Source organism: Nocardiopsis sp. M1B1, from assembly GCF_052466615.1.
The window spans coordinates 5,822,361-5,840,204 of record NZ_CP196194.1 but is presented as its reverse complement, the minus strand read 5'-3'; the positions used below and the strand labels follow the sequence as shown (position 1 = coordinate 5,840,204).

Here is a 17,844-nt window from a genome sequence, read left to right as displayed (position 1 = left end):
GTCCCCCGGGGTCCTACCGCTGTGTACGAGAACCCACATACCGCGTCCATCCCGTGGAACGGGTCGAACCGGGCCGTTCCGGTGTCGCGCTTCCTCGCCGCCCTGTCGGTCTCCCTGCACGGGCTGTGCGGAGCGCTACTGTGGGTGTTCGTCCCGCCTCCGCACACGCGTGAGCTCGTGGACGCGGTGTTTCCCGCGATTTTCGTGGGATCCGCCGTGGTGGTGGCCACCGGGCTGTCCCTGGCGACACGGAGGGGCCGCCAGAACGCGATCCTCTACACGTGCGCCCCGATCCCGATCGTCGTCCTCCTGGGCTGGGCGCTCTTCGGATCGGCTTACCCCCTGGAGGAACTTGAGCTCCTGGGCCTGGTGTTGACCGCGACAGCCGTCGTGGTCGGCGCCGCCGCGGCCGCCGGACTGTCGCTGAAACGGACCACCGCGGAAGGGGACAGGTGGTCCGACGGCGCCGAAGCCGTCCCCCGGTCCGGTCCCGGCTCCGTCCTCCAGGTCGCACAGACCGCCTCGATCCTGATGGCCGGTCTCATCACCGGTTGGGCCGGATGGACGTTCTTCTTCTTCATGGGGGGCTTCTCCATGTTCTCGGAGGGTTCCTCCGCGGAGCAGCCGACCAACGGCGGCTTCTACCTCACGGTGACCACTCTCTCGGTGTGGGTCCTGCTTCTGATCGGTTTCGCGGCCAGTGTGTCCATGCGTAACGGGAGAGCCAAGACGCTCCTCACCCGCTGCCTGACCGTACCGGCGGTGCCGATCCTTCTCCTCTGCCTCCCCTACCTCCCGTAGGGCCTCGTCCGGGCGCTCCCACCGGGAGGAACCCGCCCCGGACACACGGGGGCCGGGGCACCCGAGGTGCCCCGGCCCCTTCGCCGTCCGCCGGTCCGCGTCCGCCCCGCGGTCACCGGGCGACCATCGGGCGGACCGTCTACGCGGACCCCGCGCTACCGGCTACTCGTCGTCCTCGTCCTCGTCGCGGCGGCGCTTCTTCTTGCCGTCCCGGCCCGGGCGCAGCAGCGCCTCGGCCAGGGCGAGCACCGTCTCCTCCAGGGAGGCGAACCGCTTCGTGATGTCGTCGTGCGAGTTCTCGACCGCCTCGGTGACGGTCTCCTCCAGCTCGTGCCGGTCCGGGCGCTGCTTCAGCTCGCGCAGCACCGGCGCCACGGCCGAGGTGACGTGCTCGTCGATCTCGTCCAGCTTGCCGGTGTGGTCCAGCTGCGGCCGCTCCACCAGCTCGGTCAGGCGGCGGTGCAGCTCGCTGACCTCCATGGTCTGCGGCAGCTGGTTGAGCCGCTGGTTGAGCGCCTCCAACCGGTCGTCGAGGGCCTCCATGCGGCCGTCCACGCCCTCGAAGTGCCCGCTGACGCCCTCGAACTGGCCCTCGACACCGTTGACCCGGCCGTCCAGGCCGTCCAGGCGGCCGTTGACGCCGTCCATGCGGCCGTCGATGCGGTCGAGCTTGCCCTCGACCCCCTCGAAGCTTCCCTCGAAGTGCCCCTCGAAGGTGTCGAAGCGGTCGGTGAGGCGGCCCAGCTCATGGTCCACCTTGCCGGTGATCTGCGCCAGGTGGGTGTCGACCTTGCCGGTCAGGGCCTCGCGCTGGCGCTCCAGACGCTCGTCCAGAGCCGTCCGGTGCGCCTCCACCCGCTCGGTGAGCGACTCGGTCAGCGTCCGCGAACGCTCCTCGGACTCGGTGGAGAGCCGGTCGCCGCTCTCCTGGACGAACGTCCGCAGCTCGGCGAAGTCGGAGGTGACGCGCTCGGCGTCCTCGGCGATGCGGGCGCCCAGGGCGTCGGTGCGCTCGGTCACCGCCTCGCGCAGGCGCTCGGAGGCGGCCTCCGCCTGCTCCCGGGTCTCGGTGCGGCCCAGCTCCATCTGCTCGTTGAGCTCGGACAGGCGCTGGCGCAGGTGGGTGCGCAGCTCGGTGAGCGAGGACTCGTGGTCCTCGCGGAGCTTGGCGAGCGCGCCGGTGACGTCGGCGACCGCGGCGGTGGTCTCGGCGTTGTTCTCCTCGGCCTGGGTGCTGAGGTAGCCGACGCTCTCGGTCAGCTTGGCGGCGAGGGCCTCGTGGCGCTCGGTGGAGGAGGTGGACAGGGCGCCCAGCTCCTCGGCCAGGGCGGCGGTGCGCTCGCCCAGCTCGCCGGTGTTCTCCTGGAGGCGCGACAGCAGCGTCTCGTGCTGTTCGGCGGTGCGCTCCTCCATCGAGGTGCGCAGGCGCTCGGTGCGCTCCTCCACGAGCGTGCGCAGCTCGCCGTTGGCCTGCTCGGCCTTGGCGGCGGCCTCCTCGGCCTTGGCCGCGACGGTCTCGCCCAGCCGGGCGTCGGCGGCGGCCAGGGCCTCACGGCTCTCGCTGACGGCGGTGGTGAGGCTCTCACGGCTCTCGTTGACGGTGGCGGTGAGGCTCTCGCGGCTCGCGGCCACGGCCTCGGCCAGTTCGGTGCGGCCCTCGGCCAGGGCCTCGGAGATCTCGGTCCGTCCGCCGGCGAGCGCCTCGGCCAGTTCGGTGCGGCTCTCGCCGACCGCGGCGGTGAGGGCCTCGTGGCGGCTCTCCGCCGACTCCGAGAGCGCGGACAGCGACGCCTGCACGGCCTCGGTCCTGGCGGTCAGGGAGGCCAGCGCGGTGTCGAGGGCGTCCAGGCGGGCGCCGAACGTCTCGCTCAGCCCGTCCAGGCGGGCGCCGAGGGTCTCGCCGAGTCCGTTCAGGCGGGTGTCGAGGCTCTCGTCCAGCCCGTTCAGGCGCTCGCCCAGCTCGTTGGCCTGCTCGGAGGTGCGGTTGCCCGTCTCGGCCATCCGCTGGAGGCGGGTGAGCGCGGTGTCCAGGTGACCGGCGATGCGGTGGGTGTCCGCGCGCAGGGAGGGCAGGTCCGACAGGGGCTTGACCTGCTGGGCGACGACCTCGATGTGCTCGGCGAGGGTCTCCGCCCACTCCGGCGGCCGGGCGAGGAACTCGTCGACGCGGCCGTTGACCGTGGCGACCGACTCGGTGAGGGCGGTGAGCTCGCGCTCGCGCAGCTCGCGGAGCAGCCACTCCATGCCCTCCAGGCGCTGGCGCATCTCCTCGCTGACGGCGCCCTGCGACTTCTGCTCGGAGACGTGCTCCTGGGCGGCCTGGGAGAGCAGGTCACGCATGCGGTCGGAGATCCCCGCCTGACCTCCTCCGTTGAGGAAGTTGTGATTGGTCTGTTCCACCGAGGTGCTCCTTATTTTTCTGGCGCTCCCGTACCCGTCCGGGAGGAGTGGACGGTGGGTTCCGGACGGCTCGGGTTCTCGATGGTCCCCGGGTGGGTGGTGTTTTTGCACCAGTACGGCCTCATCGTGACTGGAGTGTGACTGAGCGTATACACGTGAGGCAAGGCCCGTGCTCCGGCTGAACCGCGGGGGGCGGGTCAACGATCACGGCCTTCCGGGTGAATCCATGAGAAGGGAAAGAATTCGCGCCGCCAGTTTAACGACACGCACCGCTCCTCCCCCAGGGGACCGCCAAAGATCTGGGTGGGGAAGGTAACGATCTGGCCGGATGTCGTGATCCGCGGCCCCAGTGTGCACTCCAGCCACCTCGTCCACGGTTGTCCACGGGCGGGAACGGGCCCTGTCCACAGGCGGGAACGGGCCCTTGTGAGCCGGTCGTGGGGAGAGGGACACTCGAACACGGGGGGCGGCGCACCCGACCCCGTGGGACTCGGGGCCTTGGTCCGCGCCGTTCACACCATGTCGGCCAGTACGTCGGCGAGCAGGTCGGGTCGTTGCAGGGGGATGCCGTGACCGCACCCCGGGACGGAGACCAGCCGGGAACCCGGAAGGGCGTCGTGGACGAGGCGCGCCGAAGCGCGCACCAGGCCCCGCTCTCGTTCCCCGACCATCACCAGCGCCGGGTTCGGGAAGTCGGACCAACCGGGAGGAAGGGTGAAGCGGATGTTCTCGCCGACGCTCGCGAGCAGGGTCGCGCGGCTCGTGCGGGCGCTGTCGCGGAGGTAGTCCTCCAGAAGCGCTTCGGGAACGAACAGCTCCTTGGCCTGGATCCGGGCGAACCACCGTCGTCTCGCGAGCGGCGCGCTCACGGCGAGCAGGCCCAGGGTCGCGCCCGGGAACCGGAGGGGACGGGCCTGGGCGCTCACCACGACGGCTCCGGTGACCAGGTCGGGGCGGGTCGCGGCCAGGAGCGTCGTGAGCTGCGCTCCCAGGGAGAACCCGGCGACCAGCGCGCCGTGCGGTGCGCGTTCCTCCAAGACCCCCACCAGGGTCCGAACGGTCTCTTCGTGGGACCGGTACGCCCCGTCCGCGCCGCGCCCGTGGCCGGGGAGGTCGGGGACGATCACGCGGGCCGCGTCCCCGAGCCGTTCCAGCGTGGGGCGCCACATCCATCCCGCGACACCGCCACCGTGCAGCAACAGGACCGGGGGTGCGTGTGCGTCACCGGCTTCAAGGACGTACATGCCCCTATTCTTCATGGTCGGTACGCCTAGTCCCGGGCCGAGGCGTCCTCCAGGGCCGGGGCGTCGACCTCGCGGCACAGCAGGCAGAAGGGCCGCTCGCCGATCCGTGTGAGCACGACCGTCACCGACTCCGGGCCCGAGGCGCGCAGGTCCCGGCGCAGCTTCTCGGTGTCCACCGCGGAGCCCCGCTTCTTGACGGTCACCGTCCCCGCCCCGAGGCCGCGCACCGCAGAGCGCAGGCGCTTCAGCGAGAACGGCAGCACCTCCACCACCTCCAGCACCCGCCACAGCGGCGAGAGCACCGCCCTGTCCGCCGTGAAGTACGCGATCCGCTCGTCCAGCAGTGCGCCGTCCACCCGCGCCGCCGCCTCCGCCACCAGATGCGAGCGCACCACGGCCGGGTCCGGGTCGTACAGGTAGCGCCGGGCCGCCGCCACCGGCGCCGGGCCCAGGCCGGGGTCGGCGTCCAGGTGCGCCACCGCGCCCTCGCGGGCGAGCAGCCCCTCGCGCTCGTGCAGCACCGTCGCCCGGCGCCGCGGCCCGTCGGCCAGCGCGCCGAACCACAGGGCGGTCTCCTTCAGCTCCCCGTCCACCGAGATCCACTCGGCCGCCGCGTCCCCGGGCAGCGCCTCGTGCGGGATGCCCGGCGCGGCCTTGAGGCAGGCCGCCTCCGCCCCCTCGGCCAGGTCCACGGCCGTGTCCCACGGCGGGGAGTAGGCCGAGGGGTCGAACACCCGGCCGCGCCCGCCCCGCCGGGCGGGGTCGCAGAACAGCAGCGGGTACCGGCCGGGCGCGGTCGCGGAGGCGTCGCCCTCGCGGACCCGGGCCAGCCCGGACAGGCCCAGGGCCGCGATGTTGGCGCGGGCCACCGCGACCGTGAGGGGATCGGCGTCCACGCCCTCGACCGCGACGCCGCGCGCGGCCAGGGCCAGCAGGTCCGCGCCGACCCCGCAGCACAGGTCGCCCGCGGTGGCGCCGTCCGGACTCCATCCCGACGGTCCGGCCGGTCCGGACGCCCCGGCCATGCGCTCCGCGCGGTAGTCGGCCACCGCGCGCCGGGTGGACTGCTCCAGCCCGTTGGGCGTGAAGAACATCCGCCGCGCGAGTTCGCCGAACTTGGCCCGCCCGCGTTCGCGCAGGGAGACCTGGGTCAGGACGGCGTTTACCAGCTCGGAGACGGGTAGACCGGGGTCGAGGGCGGCCACGCGCGGGTCACCGCGCAGCAGCGAGGCCGCGGCGAGCTGGTCCCCGGCGGCGGCCTTCGGGTCCACCCCCGCCAGGACCTCCCGGCCCGCGTCGGTGAGCAGGGCCTCGAAGGCGGCCAGGCGCATGGGTTCCCCCCGGCGTCGAAGGAGCGGTGTGCTGACGCGACCGCGCCCCGCCCCGGCGGGGAAGCCCCTCGCGGAACTTCCCGACCGGGGGTCACGGTCACATTTCCATTCTGGCACTCTCGGGGGTAGAGTGCTAACCGCGACGAGGCCGGTCTGGCACCCGCGACGACAGGCCGCCGTGGTCGCCCCTTTTTCGCAGTCGGTCCGTGCACCAGTGCGGGCCGAGATCAGTACACCGAAACCTTGAAGGGGGAGGTCACACCGTGTCGACCGCCACCAAGACCGTGCTGAAGCCGCTCGAGGACCGCGTCGTGGTCCGGACGCTGGAGGCCGAGCAGACCACCGCTTCCGGTCTGGTCATCCCGGACACCGCCAAGGAGAAGCCCCAGGAGGGCGAGGTCCTGGCCGTGGGCCCGGGCCGCTGGGACGACGAGGGCGAGAACCGCATCCCGCTGGACGTGAAGGTCGGCGACGTCGTCCTGTACAGCAAGTACGGCGGCACCGAGGTCAAGTACGACGGCGAGGAGTACCTGGTGCTCTCCGCCCGCGACCTTCTCGCCGTCGTCGAGAAGTAGGCCTCCGCGGGGCCCGCTCCAACGGGCCCGGAGCCATCCGCATCCCGCACCGGTCGGCGCACAGCCGGGCGGGCGGGATGCTCTCTTTCGACCGGCCTGAAGAGGAAGCACCCACATGCCGAAGATCCTGGAGTTCGAGGACGACGCCCGTCGCGCCCTCGAGCGGGGCGTCGACCGCCTCGCCAACGCCGTCAAGGTGACGCTCGGCCCGCGCGGTCGCAACGTCGTCATCGACAAGAAGTTCGGCGCCCCCACCATCACGAACGACGGCGTGACCGTCGCCCGTGAGGTCGAGCTGGACGACCCCTACGAGAACCTGGGCGCCCAGCTGGTCAAGGAGGTCGCCACCAAGACCAACGACGCGGCCGGTGACGGCACCACCACCGCGACCGTCCTGGCCCAGGCCCTCGTCCGCGAGGGTCTGCGCAGCGTGGCCGCCGGCGCCTCCCCGATGTCCCTGAAGAAGGGCATCGACGCCGCCGCCGCCAAGGTGTCGGAGATCCTCCTGGAGCGCGCCCGCCCCGTCGAGGAGCGCGCGGACATCGCCTACGTCGCCACCAACTCCGCCCAGGACGCCCAGATCGGCGACCTGATCGCCGAGGCGTTCGACAAGGTCGGCAAGGACGGCGTCATCACGGTGGAGGAGGCCCCGACCTTCGGTCTGGACCTGGACTTCACCGAGGGCCTCCAGTTCGACAAGGGCTACGTCTCGCCCTACTTCGTCACCGACGGCGACCGCCAGGAGGCGGTGCTGGAGGACGCGCTGATCCTGATCAACCAGGGCAAGATCAGCAGCCTCAACGACCTGCTGCCCGTGCTGGAGAAGGTCGTCCAGAGCAAGAAGCCCCTGCTCATCATCGCCGAGGACATCGACGGTGACGCGCTGGGCGCCCTGGTGCTCAACAAGATCCGCGGCACCCTCAACGTCGCCGCGGTCAAGGCGCCCGGCTTCGGCGAGCGCCGCAAGGCCATGCTCCAGGACATCGCGGTCCTCACCGGCGGCCAGGTCGTCGCCGAGGAGGTCGGCCTGACCCTGGAGAACGTGGACCTCGACGCGCTGGGCGGCGCCCGCCGCGTCACGATCACCAAGGACGCCACCACCATCGTGGACGGCGCCGGGGAGCAGTCCGAGGTCGAGGACCGCGTCCGCCAGATCCGCAAGGAGATCGAGGCGAGCGACTCCGACTGGGACCGCGAGAAGCTCCAGGAGCGTCTGGCCAAGCTCGCGGGCGGCGTCTCCGTCCTGCGGGTGGGCGCCGCCACCGAGGTGGAGCTCAAGGAGAAGAAGCACCGCCTGGAGGACGCCATCTCGGCGACCCGCGCGGCCATCGAGGAGGGCATCGTCGCCGGTGGCGGCGCCTCCCTGGTGCACGCCTCCAAGGCGCTGGACTCGGCCGACCTCGGCCTGGAGGGCGACGAGGCCACCGGTGTGGCGATCGTGCGCCGCGCCCTGGTCGAGCCCGCCCGGTGGATCGCGGAGAACGCGGGCGCCGAGGGCTACGTGGTCACCCACCGCGTGTCGGAGCTGGAGGTCGGCCACGGCTACAACGCCGCGACCGGCACCTACGGCGACCTGACCTCGCAGGGCATCCTCGACCCGGTCAAGGTGTCCCGCTCCGCCGTGCAGAACGCCGCCTCCATCGCGGGCATGCTGCTGACCACCGAGGTTCTGGTGGCGGACAAGCCCGAGGACGAAGAGGACGACGGGCACGGCCACAGCCACTAGGGACGGTGGCCCGGCGCCCGGGCCGTCAGGGCCCGCGGTGCCGAGGGCCTTCGGGGGGCGGAGCGCTTGCTCCGCCCCCCGCTCACTATCACGCACGTCACAGGTTTCCCCCGGCGGCGCAGATGTTTTCGGGTGATTTTCCCGAAACGTGACCATTCTGTAGTTGCCGATCCGAGTGGTTCAGTCCGGCGGTGGGGGCATCATTCCTAGCGTGACGGTGACGGATGCAGGCGCCCGGGGGCAGCGGGACCACACGGGGTTGAACCATCTGGGATCGCTGGCGGTCCGGGGGGACGACGGGGCGATGGACTCGCTGCTGCGCGAGGTCCGCCCCATGGTGGTCAGGTACTGCCGTGCCCGCCTGGCCCGGGTCTCGGGGCTGGCCCACTACTCCGACGACGTGGCCCAGGAGGTGTGCATCGCCCTGCTCTCGGCGATACCGCGCTACCAGGACCGCGGCCGCCCCTTCGCGGCCTTCGTGTTCGGCATAGCGGCCCACAAGGTGGCCGACACCCTGCGCGGCGCGGGCAGGGTCGAGACGGTGCCCACCGACTCCGTGCCCGAGCGCCCCGACGAGGGCCCGGGGCCCGAGGAGTCGGCCGTGCGGGTGATCGAGGCCCAACGGGCCCGGGAGCTTCTCGACGAGCTGCCCGAACAACAGCGCAAACTGCTGGTCATGAGGGTGATCGCAGGACTTACGGCGGATGAGACGGGACATGTCCTTGGAATGTCGGCGGGAGCGGTACGGGTTGCCCAGCACCGAGCTATTGCTCGGCTTCGGCAGGTGGCCGTGGCGAACCGCCTCGTCCCCTGAGCACTCCGGACGCCCCCGGCCCGGACGCCGCCGGTGCCCCGACCGCCCCCGCGTGCGCGGGTACTGCCGCGCCCTCGGGCCGTCGGGCTACCTCCGCCCCTAGGCAGTGTTTTTTTGGACCTCCGCTCCGCTTCGGCCCACCCGTCGCCCGCCATCGCCCGTCGGGGACGCTGCGCGTCGGGACGGGCTACCGCCCTCAACGGCCGCCTGCGGCGCGGTGTCTTCCTTGTTCGGGCGCCCGGAGAACGGGAATCGGGTTGAAGCAGGCACAGCGGCGCCTACGACGGGTTCGCTCGTGCCCACCCGTCGCCCACCACCACCCTCAAACGACGCCTACGGCGCGGTTCCCTCACGGGAACCCGCCTCCGCTACCTCCAGAACCCCGTGGGCGCCCGAACCAACCCCCCACGAGCCGAGACCGGTTCAAAAACAGACCCCAGGACTGCCCGTTTCCCGAGGCGCGTGCCGCGGATCGGGTCATGGGGTGACCACCTCGTGTGACCCGGTGTGCGGCGACCGCCCCCGGGGCCGCGGCGACGGCTCGGAACGGCTCCGACCACCGTCCCCCCTCTCCTGGGGACGGCAGGAGCGGGGGAGGACCCCGGAACCCCTGGGCCGCAGGGGGTCCCGCGTGCGGAGCGGGAACGCGGAGGGGGCGCGCAAACCGTGAGGCTGGTCACTTTCGGCCCGGGGTGACGGGTCAAACACCCCGTTCCACCGGGGGCGCACGGGACCACGACCTAGGATGAGACGACACGCGAGGGCGAGACCGCGCAGGTGTGCCGGGAAAGCGGAGGTTGTGTCATGGGCCAGAGCCAGGAGTACAGCGACTACGGGGACAAACTCCTTCCCCCCGGGCTGACCTACGACGACGTCCTGCTGGTCCCGGCCTACTCCGACCTCCAGCCGGGCGAGGTCGACACCACCACCCGCCTGTCCCGCAACCTCACGCTGCGCATCCCGCTGCTCTCCGCGGCGATGGACACCGTCACCGAGGCCCGCATGGCCGTGGCGATGGCCCGCCAGGGCGGCGCGGGCGTCCTGCACCGCAACCTCTCCGTCGAGGACCAGGCCAGCCAGGTCGACCTGGTCAAGCGCTCCGAGGCGGGCATGGTCACCGACCCGGTCACCTGTCAGCCCGAGGACACCCTCGCCGAAGTGGAGCGCCTGTGCGCCCACTACCGGATCTCCGGCGTGCCCGTCACCGACGGCGCCGGGACCCTGGTCGGCATCGTCACCAACCGGGACATGCGCTTCGAGAGCGACCGCGACCGCCTGGTCCGCGACGTGATGACCACGGAGAACCTGGTCACCGCTCCCGTCGGCGTCAGCCGTGAGCAGGCCTTCGACCTGCTGCGCAGGCACAAGGTCGAGAAGCTGCCGCTGGTCGACGGCCAGAACCGGCTGCGCGGCCTGATCACCGTCAAGGACTTCATCAAGAGCGAGCAGTACCCCGACGCCACCAAGGACGCCGACGGCCGCCTCGTCGTCGGCGGCGCCGTGGGCGTGGGCGCCGAGGCCGAGGAGCGCGCCAAGCGGCTCGTGGAGGCGGGTGTCGACTTCATCGTCGTGGACACCGCCCACGGTCACTCCTCGGGGCTCGCGGACATGATCGCCAAGCTCAAGGCCAACTCGCGTGCCGACATCGTCGCGGGCAACGTCGCCACCCGCGCCGGGGCGCAGCTGCTCATCGACGCCGGAGCCGACGCCGTCAAGGTCGGCGTGGGCCCGGGCTCCATCTGCACCACGCGGGTCGTGGCCGGTGTGGGCGCACCGCAGCTCACCGCCATCCTGGAGGCCGCCAAGGCGTGCGGCCCGGCGGGCGTCCCGCTCATCGCCGACGGCGGGCTCCAGTACTCCGGCGAGATCGCCAAGGCCATCGCGGCCGGGGCCAGCACCGTAATGCTCGGCAGCCTGCTCGCGGGCGTGGAGGAGAGCCCCGGCGAGCTGATCTTCATCAACGGCAAGCAGTTCAAGGCCTACCGCGGCATGGGCTCGCTCGGCGCCATGCGCGGCCGCTCCTTCTCCAAGGACCGCTACGCGCAGGCCGACGTGGCCACCGAGGACAAGCTGGTCCCCGAGGGCATCGAGGGCCAGGTGCCCTTCCGCGGCCCGCTCCAGGCGGTCGCCCACCAGCTCGTCGGCGGTCTGCACCAGTCCATGTGGTACGCCGGGACCCGCACGGTGTCCGAGCTGCGCGAGCGCGGCCAGCTGATGCGCATCACCAGCGCCGGTCTGCGCGAGAGCCACCCGCACGACATCAAGATGACGGTCGAGGCGCCCAACTACAACGCCCGCTGACGCGGTGGCCGGGCGGCCCGGCGCCGCCCGCCTTCGGGGTCGATAGACTCACGGCGGCAGGAAACGCGCCGGTAGACCGTCCGGCGAGGCACGTCAGAGGGGATCGAAACGTTGGCTCAGGTGGAGATCGGGCTGGGCAAGAACGGACGCCGGGCCTATGAGCTCGACGAGATCGGGATCGTGCCCGCCCGGCGGACGCGGGACCCGGAGGAGGTGTCCATCGCCTGGCAGATCGACGCCTACCGGTTCGAGACTCCGCTCGTGGTCAGCCCCATGGACAGCGTGTCCTCGCCCCGGACCGTCGTGGCCGTGGGCGAGCAGGGCGGCCTCGGCGTGCTCGACCTCGAAGGGCTCTGGACCCGCTACGAGGACCCGGAGCCGCTGCTCCAGGAGATCCGCGAGCTCGACGACGTCGCCGCCACCCAGCGGCTCCAGGAGATCTACGCGGCGCCCATCCAGGAGGAGCTGATCGGCCGCCGGATCGAGGAGATCCGCGACGCGGGCCTGGTCACCGCCGCCCGGCTGTCGCCGCAGCGCACCGCCCAGTACCACAAGGCGGTCGTGGACGCGGGCGTGGACATCTTCGTGATCCGCGGCACCACGGTGTCGGCCGAGCACGTGTCCGGCCGCGCCGAGCCGCTCAACCTCAAGCAGTTCATCCACGAGCTGGACGTGCCGGTCGTGGTCGGCGGCTGCGCCACCTACACGGCGGCGCTGCACCTGATGCGCACCGGCGCCGCGGGCGTGCTGGTCGGCTTCGGCGGCGGCTCGGGCCACACCACCCGCTCCGTGCTGGGCGTGGCCGTGCCGATGGCCAGCGCCATCGGCGACGTGGCCGCGGCCCGCCGCGACTACCTGGACGAGTCCGGCGGCCGGTACGTGCACGTCATCGCAGACGGCGGCATGACCGGCAGCGGCGACATCGCCAAGGCCCTGGCCTGCGGCGCCGACGCGGTCATGGTGGGCTCCCCGCTCGCGCGCGCCACCGAGGCGCCCGGCGGCGGCTACCACTGGGGCAGCGAGGCGCACCACAACGAGCTGCCGCGCGGCGAGCGCCTCCACGTCGGCACGATCGGCGACCTGAAGTCGATCCTGCACGGCCCGGCCTCCACCAGCGACGGTTCCATGAACCTCATGGGTGCTCTTCGTCGCACGATGGCCACCTCCGGCTACACCGACCTCAAGGAGTTCCAGCGGGTCGAGGTCGTGGTCAACCCGCACTAGAGGGGTGTGTTCGCCCAGGACACGGACCTGAAAGGGCCGCGTCGGCCCCGGCCGGCGCGGCCCTTCGCGTGCGCGGCCCCGCCGCGCGGAGACCCCCGTGCCCGAGGGCGCCGGGCGCGGGGCGTCGCCGGTCGCGTACTTTGGTTCCGGCGTGATGTGGAATTGACGTTTCCTTGACGATGTGGAGAGCCCATGGGTGAACGACGCGCGTCCGGGGCCGAGGGGCGCCGGAGTCGTGGCCCGCTGGTCGCCGTCTGCGTGACGCTGGCGGTGTGCCTGCTGCTGACCGGTGGAGTGGTCGTCCTGGTCAACCGGATCTCCGACGCGTTCAACGAGTGGCCGCCGCCCAGCGCCTCGGGCGTCGAGCCCCCGGCGGGCACGATCCAGACCCCGCCCCACGACGAGCTCACCGGTCCGCCGGAGCCCGCGGACGTGGCCCCGGAGGAGGGCGATCCCGCCCCCGAGGAGGCGGGCGCCGACGAGCGCCAGACCCCCGCCGTCGAGGAGCGCCCCAGCGCCGAGTGGCTCGACCAGGTGTCGGAGGCGACCGGCATCCCGCGCCGGGCCCTGGAGGGGTACGCGGGCGCGCAGCTGACGGTCGCCCGGGACCAGCCCTCCTGCCAGCTGTCCTGGCCCACCCTGGCCGGGATCGGCTACATCGAGTCGCACCACGGCACCTACGCCGGGGGCGAGATCGGCGACGACGGCAACACCACCGTCGACATCATCGGCATCCCGCTGGACGGCACCAACCGGACCCGGGCCATCCCGGACACCGACGGCGGCCGCTACGACGGCGACACCGAGTGGGACCGGGCGATCGGCCCGATGCAGTTCATCCCGCGCACCTGGGAGCGCTGGGGCGACTCCCCGTCCGGAAACGACCCCGACCCGCACAACATCGACGACGCCGCGCTCGCCGCGGCCCGGTACCTGTGCGCGGAGGACCGCGACCTGACCGTCGCCGCGGAGTGGGAGGCGGCGATCCTGGAGTACAACCAGTCCGACGAGTACGTCGCCGACGTCCTGGCCTACGCGCACGCCTACGCCGACGCGGCCTGACCGGGCAGTTTGACCAGGTGGCCGCTTCTCGCGTGCTGGCCAGACGGCCTGACCGGGCGGCCGGTCCCGACGGGCTGGCCGCCTCCGGTCCGCAGCGGGGGGCACTCCGACGCCCCGGGAGTTGTCCACAGGCGGCGTAACGGGCTGTGCGCGGGGGCGGTCGCCGTGGTCTCCTGGAATTCGGGGGGACCCCCGGTCCGCCCCCGTCAGCCCTGCGCGCGAACCTCCTGGCGCGTGGGGGCCTTCTCCCTGGCCAGGGCGCTCTCCGGGGCGAGGTGGCCGAGCAGGGTCCGGCCGATGTCGAGCAGCTGCGCCTGCTGCCGCGGGCTGAGCACGTCGAACAGGTTGTCCCGCATGCTCCGCACGTGCCGCGCGCCCGCCTCGTTGAGCATCTCCTGTCCCGCGTCGGTGAGCACGGCGAACCAGCTGCGGCGGTCCTGCTCGCAGTGCACGCGCTCCACCAGACCGGCCTCGGAGAGCTTCCTGACCGCGTGCGAGACGCGGCTGGGCCGGGTGTGGGTGAGCTCGGCCAGATCGCTCATCCGCAGCGACCGGTGGTCGGCCTTGGACAGAAGCACGAGCAGCTCGTAGTAGGTCAGGGGCAGGTCGACTTCCTCTTGAAGGTCCTGCTCCACGCGCTGGTCCAGCAGGCGGAAGGCCAGCGTGGCGGCGTCCCAGGTGCGCTCCTCGGCGTTGTCGAGGCACTCGTGTCCACTCATGCGCAGATATTACCACGCTGGAATGTTGCGCACTGAAGTAAATGGACTTACTATCGTGCTGAACATTTCAGCGCTGAACTAAATTCGGCCCCACGGAGAGAGTGAACCCATGTCCTCCACCGACCCCGCCGCCCCACGAGCCATCCCCGAGCCCACCGCTCCAAGAACCACACCCGAGCCCACGGACCCCCGGGCCACGCCCGATGCCGCTGCCTCTCAGGCCACCCCCGCGCCCGCCGCCGCCCCGGGCACACCCACGGCGCCGTCCCCCTCCGCCGCGCCCCCGTCCCCGCGGGGCCGGGGCCTGCTCGCGCTCGCCCTCCTGGCGACGGCCCACTTCGCCCTCTCGGTCGACTTCAACATCGTCTACATCGCCCTGCCCGAGATCGGCGCCGCGCTCGGCTTCACCCCGGCCTCGCTCCAGTGGGTGGTCAACGCCTTCGCCCTCGGCTACGGCGGGTTCCTGCTCCTCGGCGGCAGGGCGGTGGACCGCCTCGGCGCCCGCCGCGTGCTCGTCGCCGGAGCCGTGCTCATGGGCGCGGCCTCCGTCGTCGGCGCCCTGGCCTGGAACCCCGCGGCGCTGGTCGCCGCACGCGCGGCCCAGGGCCTCGGCGCCGCCGCGCTCTTCCCCGCCACCCTCGCCCTGGTCGGCTCCGTCTTCCCCGCCGGACCCGAACGCGTCCGCGCCATGGCCGTGTGGGGAACCGCCGGGGCCTTCGGCGCCCTCGCGGGCGGCGCCGTCGGCGGTGTCCTCACCAGCGCCTTCGGCTGGCCCTCGGTGTTCTGGGCGCTGGTCCCGCTCCTGCTCGCCGTCGCCCTCCTGGCGCCCCGCGCCCTGCCCGCCGACGGCCGCCGCCCCAGCCTGACCGGGTTCGACGCTCCCGGCGCGGTGGCGGTCACCGCCGGATCGCTCCTGCTGGTCCTCGGCATCTCCCAGGGCCAGAGCGTCGGCTGGGCCTCGTGGCAGAGCACCGGGGCCGTCCTGCTCGGCCTCCTGGCCCTGGGCGCCCTGCTCCTGGTCGAACGCCGCTCCGCCGACCCGCTGCTGCCTCCCCGCCTGCTCGCCAACAGGCCCCTGCTGGTCACCATGGCGCTGATCTTCGTGCTCATGGGCGCGGTCAACACGCTGCACTACGTCTACACCACCCACGTCCAGACCATCCTGGACCTGAGCCCGCTCGCGGCCGGACTCGGTTTCCTGCCGCAGGGCGTCGCGGCCATGCTCGGCTCCGCCCTGCTGCTGCCCCCGCTGCTCAACCGCTGGGGCGTGCGCCGCGCCCTGTTCGCTGGCACCGCCGGGGTCGGCCTCACCGCCGTGCTCTTCGCCGCCGCCGTCGCGGCCGACTCCTACTGGGCGATGCTCCCGGCCGTCGTCCTGCTCGGCGTCACCGCCGGTACCGTCTACCCGATCGTGTTCGCCGCCGCCGGGGCGGCCGTGGACGACGCCGAACAGGGCGTGGGCTCGTCCGCGGTGTCCACCTCCCAGCAGATCGGCGGAGCGGTCGGGCTGGCCGCGCTGGTCGCGGTCGCCGACGCGGCCTCCGGGACCGGCGCCGCCGGCCTGGGCGCCGCCGCCCTGGTCGGAGGGCTGGTCACCGCGGCCGCCGCCCTCCTCGCCCTGGCCCTGCCCAGGAGGTGAACCGCCTCCCGCCCCCGGCCCGCCCCGTCCGAACTCCCCGGGACACGCCGGTGCCGGACACCCGGTGTGATCAGCGCCCCCGGTTAGCCTGGGGCCCTCCCGGATGGACAGGGGCCCGGGGCGGGTATGCGCCTGGGAGGAGACCCATCGAGACGGAGGAGACCGATGACTACCACCTGGCTGGGACCGAAGGGGCGCGCCGAGGCGCTCGCGTCGATGGCCGACGAGGAACTGGACGTCCTCGTGGTCGGGGGAGGCATCGTCGGGGCGGGCATCGCCCTGGACGCGGTCTCGCGCGGGCTGTCCACGGCGCTGGTGGAGGCGCGCGACTTCGCGTCGGGCACCTCCAGCCGGTCCAGCAAGCTCATCCACGGCGGCCTGCGCTACCTGGAGCAGTTCGACTTCGAGCTGGTCCGCGAGGCGCTGCACGAGCGCGGCCTGCTCCTCACCACGATCGCCCCGCACCTGGTCCGCCCGGTGCCGTTCCTGTTCCCCTTCGCCCACCACTGGGAGCGCGCCTACATCGGCGCGGGCGTCACCCTCTACGACGCCCTCGCCATGAGCTCGCGCAACAACCGCGGACTGCCTACGCACCGCCACCTGACCAGGTCCGGGGCGCTGCGGGTCTTCCCCGCGCTCAAGCGCAGCGCCCTCGCCGGGGCCATCCAGTACTGGGACTGCCAGGTGGACGACGCCCGCCTGGTCACCAGCGTGCTGCGCACCGCTGCCGGTCTGGGGGCCAAGATCGCCTCCCGCGCCCAGGCGGTCGGGTTCCTGCGCGAGGGCGAGCACGTCGTCGGCGCCACCGTCGCCGACCTGGAGGGCGGCGGCGAGCGGCGCGTCCGCGCCCGCCAGGTGGTCAACGCGGCCGGGGTGTGGACCGACGACATCCAGGAGATGGTCGGCGGCCGGGGCCAGATCCACGTCAGCGCGTCCAAGGGCATCCACCTCGTGGTGCCGCGCGACCGCATCCAGGCCTCCTCCGGGATGATCCTGCGGACCGAGAAGAGCGTCCTGTTCGTCATCCCGTGGGGCCGCCACTGGATCATCGGCACCACCGACACCGCGTGGGACCTGGACAAGGAGAACCCCGCGGCGAGCCGGGCCGACATCGACTACGTCCTCGACCACGTCAACCAGGTCCTGCGCACGCCCCTGGGCCGCGACGACGTCGAGGGCGTGTACGCGGGCCTGCGCCCGCTGCTGACGGGGGAGTCGGAGGAGACCTCCAAGCTCTCCCGCGAGCACACGGTGGCCCACCCCGTGCCCGGGCTGGTCCTCATCGCCGGGGGCAAGTACACGACCTACCGCGTGATGGCCAAGGACGCGGTGGACGCGGTCGCGCACGGCCTGGGCAACGGGATCCCGGCCTCGGTCACCGACCGGCTGCCCCTGGTGGGCGCGGACGGCTACTGGGCGCTGTACAACCAGCGCCACCGGCTGGCCCGGAACTCGGGGCTGCACGTCTCCCGCGTCACCCACCTGCTGCGCCGCTACGGCTCCTCGGTCCACGACCTGCTCGACCTGGTCCGGGAGCGCCCCGACCTCGGCCGACCGCTCGCGCACGCCGAGGACTACCTGCGCGCCGAGATCGTCTACGCGGCCGAGGCCGAGGGCGCCCGCCACCTGGAGGACGTCCTGTCCCGGCGCACCCGGATCTCCTTCGAGACCTGGGACCGGGGCATCGCCGCCGCCGAGGAGGCCGCCGAACTGCTCGCCGGCCCCCTGGACTGGAGCGAGGAGCAGGTCGGGCGGGAGGTCGAGTACTACCGCAAGGGCATCGAGGCCGAGCGCGCGGCGCAGGAGCAGGACACCGACCAGGAGGCGGACGCGATCCAGCACGGCGCCCCGGAGATCGTCCCGGAGGCCAACATCACGCGGCCCTGAGCGCGGGGCGCGGGCGGCGCACCCGGGGGAGCGCCGCCGGGAACCGCCCGGGCCCGCGCGGCCGGGGCCGACGGGCCCCCGGCGGCCCCGCCTCCAGGGGCGTGACCGCCGGGGACCGGCC

General features: G+C 72.9%; 13 protein-coding genes. 9 read left to right on the top strand and 4 right to left on the bottom strand.

All coding sequences use genetic code 11. From position 1 onward, the window contains the following. Window positions 1-21 precede the first annotated feature (21 nt). Window positions 22-801, top strand: a complete 780-nt coding sequence (locus tag ACSTA4_RS25270) for a hypothetical protein (RefSeq protein WP_444961276.1) — start codon at window positions 22-24, stop codon at window positions 799-801. A gap of 162 nt (window positions 802-963) precedes the next feature. Here ACSTA4_RS25270 and ACSTA4_RS25265 read toward each other — a convergent pair whose 3' ends face one another. The 3 genes from ACSTA4_RS25265 to ACSTA4_RS25255 form a co-directional block, all read right to left on the bottom strand. Next, window positions 964-3,201 carry a hypothetical protein gene (locus tag ACSTA4_RS25265; RefSeq protein ID WP_444961275.1) on the bottom strand — a complete coding sequence of 746 codons (2,238 nt, stop codon included), beginning with the start codon at window positions 3,199-3,201 and terminating at the stop codon, window positions 964-966. A gap of 512 nt (window positions 3,202-3,713) precedes the next feature. Further along, window positions 3,714-4,445 (bottom strand): alpha/beta fold hydrolase, encoded by a 732-nt coding sequence (locus ACSTA4_RS25260; protein WP_444961274.1) that lies wholly within the window; start codon window positions 4,443-4,445, stop codon window positions 3,714-3,716. A gap of 26 nt (window positions 4,446-4,471) precedes the next feature. Continuing rightward, window positions 4,472-5,776 carry a THUMP-like domain-containing protein gene (locus tag ACSTA4_RS25255; protein WP_444961273.1) on the bottom strand — a complete coding sequence of 435 codons (1,305 nt, stop codon included), beginning with the start codon at window positions 5,774-5,776 and terminating at the stop codon, window positions 4,472-4,474. Between the two features lie 263 nt (window positions 5,777-6,039). On the opposite strand from ACSTA4_RS25255, the gene groES reads away from it, so the two are divergent. The 6 genes from groES (at window position 6,040) to ACSTA4_RS25225 (ending at window position 13,478) form a co-directional block, all read left to right on the top strand. Continuing rightward, the gene (gene groES, locus ACSTA4_RS25250; RefSeq protein ID WP_013155030.1) at window positions 6,040-6,351 is read left to right on the top strand and encodes a co-chaperone GroES; all 312 of its coding nucleotides are present in this window, start codon (window positions 6,040-6,042) and stop codon (window positions 6,349-6,351) included. Window positions 6,352-6,466: 115 nt separating this feature from the next. Beyond that, window positions 6,467-8,077 carry a chaperonin GroEL gene (gene groL / locus ACSTA4_RS25245; protein WP_248772062.1) on the top strand — a complete coding sequence of 537 codons (1,611 nt, stop codon included), beginning with the start codon at window positions 6,467-6,469 and terminating at the stop codon, window positions 8,075-8,077. 217 nt (window positions 8,078-8,294) lie between these two features. Further along, on the top strand, window positions 8,295-8,891 hold the full coding sequence (locus tag ACSTA4_RS25240; RefSeq protein WP_013155028.1) for a sigma-70 family RNA polymerase sigma factor: 597 nt from the start codon (window positions 8,295-8,297) through the stop codon (window positions 8,889-8,891). A gap of 804 nt (window positions 8,892-9,695) precedes the next feature. Beyond that, window positions 9,696-11,192, top strand: coding sequence for an IMP dehydrogenase (gene guaB / locus ACSTA4_RS25235; RefSeq protein ID WP_444961272.1), 1,497 nt, complete (start codon window positions 9,696-9,698; stop codon window positions 11,190-11,192). 120 nt (window positions 11,193-11,312) lie between these two features. Then, window positions 11,313-12,416 carry a GuaB3 family IMP dehydrogenase-related protein gene (locus tag ACSTA4_RS25230; protein ID WP_047868966.1) on the top strand — a complete coding sequence of 368 codons (1,104 nt, stop codon included), beginning with the start codon at window positions 11,313-11,315 and terminating at the stop codon, window positions 12,414-12,416. A 192-nt stretch (window positions 12,417-12,608) separates the two neighbouring features. Then, complete coding sequence (locus ACSTA4_RS25225) at window positions 12,609-13,478, top strand: lytic transglycosylase domain-containing protein (protein ID WP_444961271.1); 870 nt, start codon at window positions 12,609-12,611, stop codon at window positions 13,476-13,478. 206 nt (window positions 13,479-13,684) lie between these two features. Here ACSTA4_RS25225 and ACSTA4_RS25220 read toward each other — a convergent pair whose 3' ends face one another. Beyond that, complete coding sequence (locus ACSTA4_RS25220; protein ID WP_444961270.1) at window positions 13,685-14,197, bottom strand: MarR family winged helix-turn-helix transcriptional regulator; 513 nt, start codon at window positions 14,195-14,197, stop codon at window positions 13,685-13,687. Between the two features lie 109 nt (window positions 14,198-14,306). On the opposite strand from ACSTA4_RS25220, the gene ACSTA4_RS25215 reads away from it, so the two are divergent. Further along, window positions 14,307-15,836 (top strand): MFS transporter, encoded by a 1,530-nt coding sequence (locus tag ACSTA4_RS25215; protein ID WP_444961269.1) that lies wholly within the window; start codon window positions 14,307-14,309, stop codon window positions 15,834-15,836. A gap of 165 nt (window positions 15,837-16,001) precedes the next feature. After that, on the top strand, window positions 16,002-17,723 hold the full coding sequence (glpD, locus tag ACSTA4_RS25210) for a glycerol-3-phosphate dehydrogenase (protein ID WP_444961268.1): 1,722 nt from the start codon (window positions 16,002-16,004) through the stop codon (window positions 17,721-17,723). Window positions 17,724-17,844: the final 121 nt, after the last annotated feature.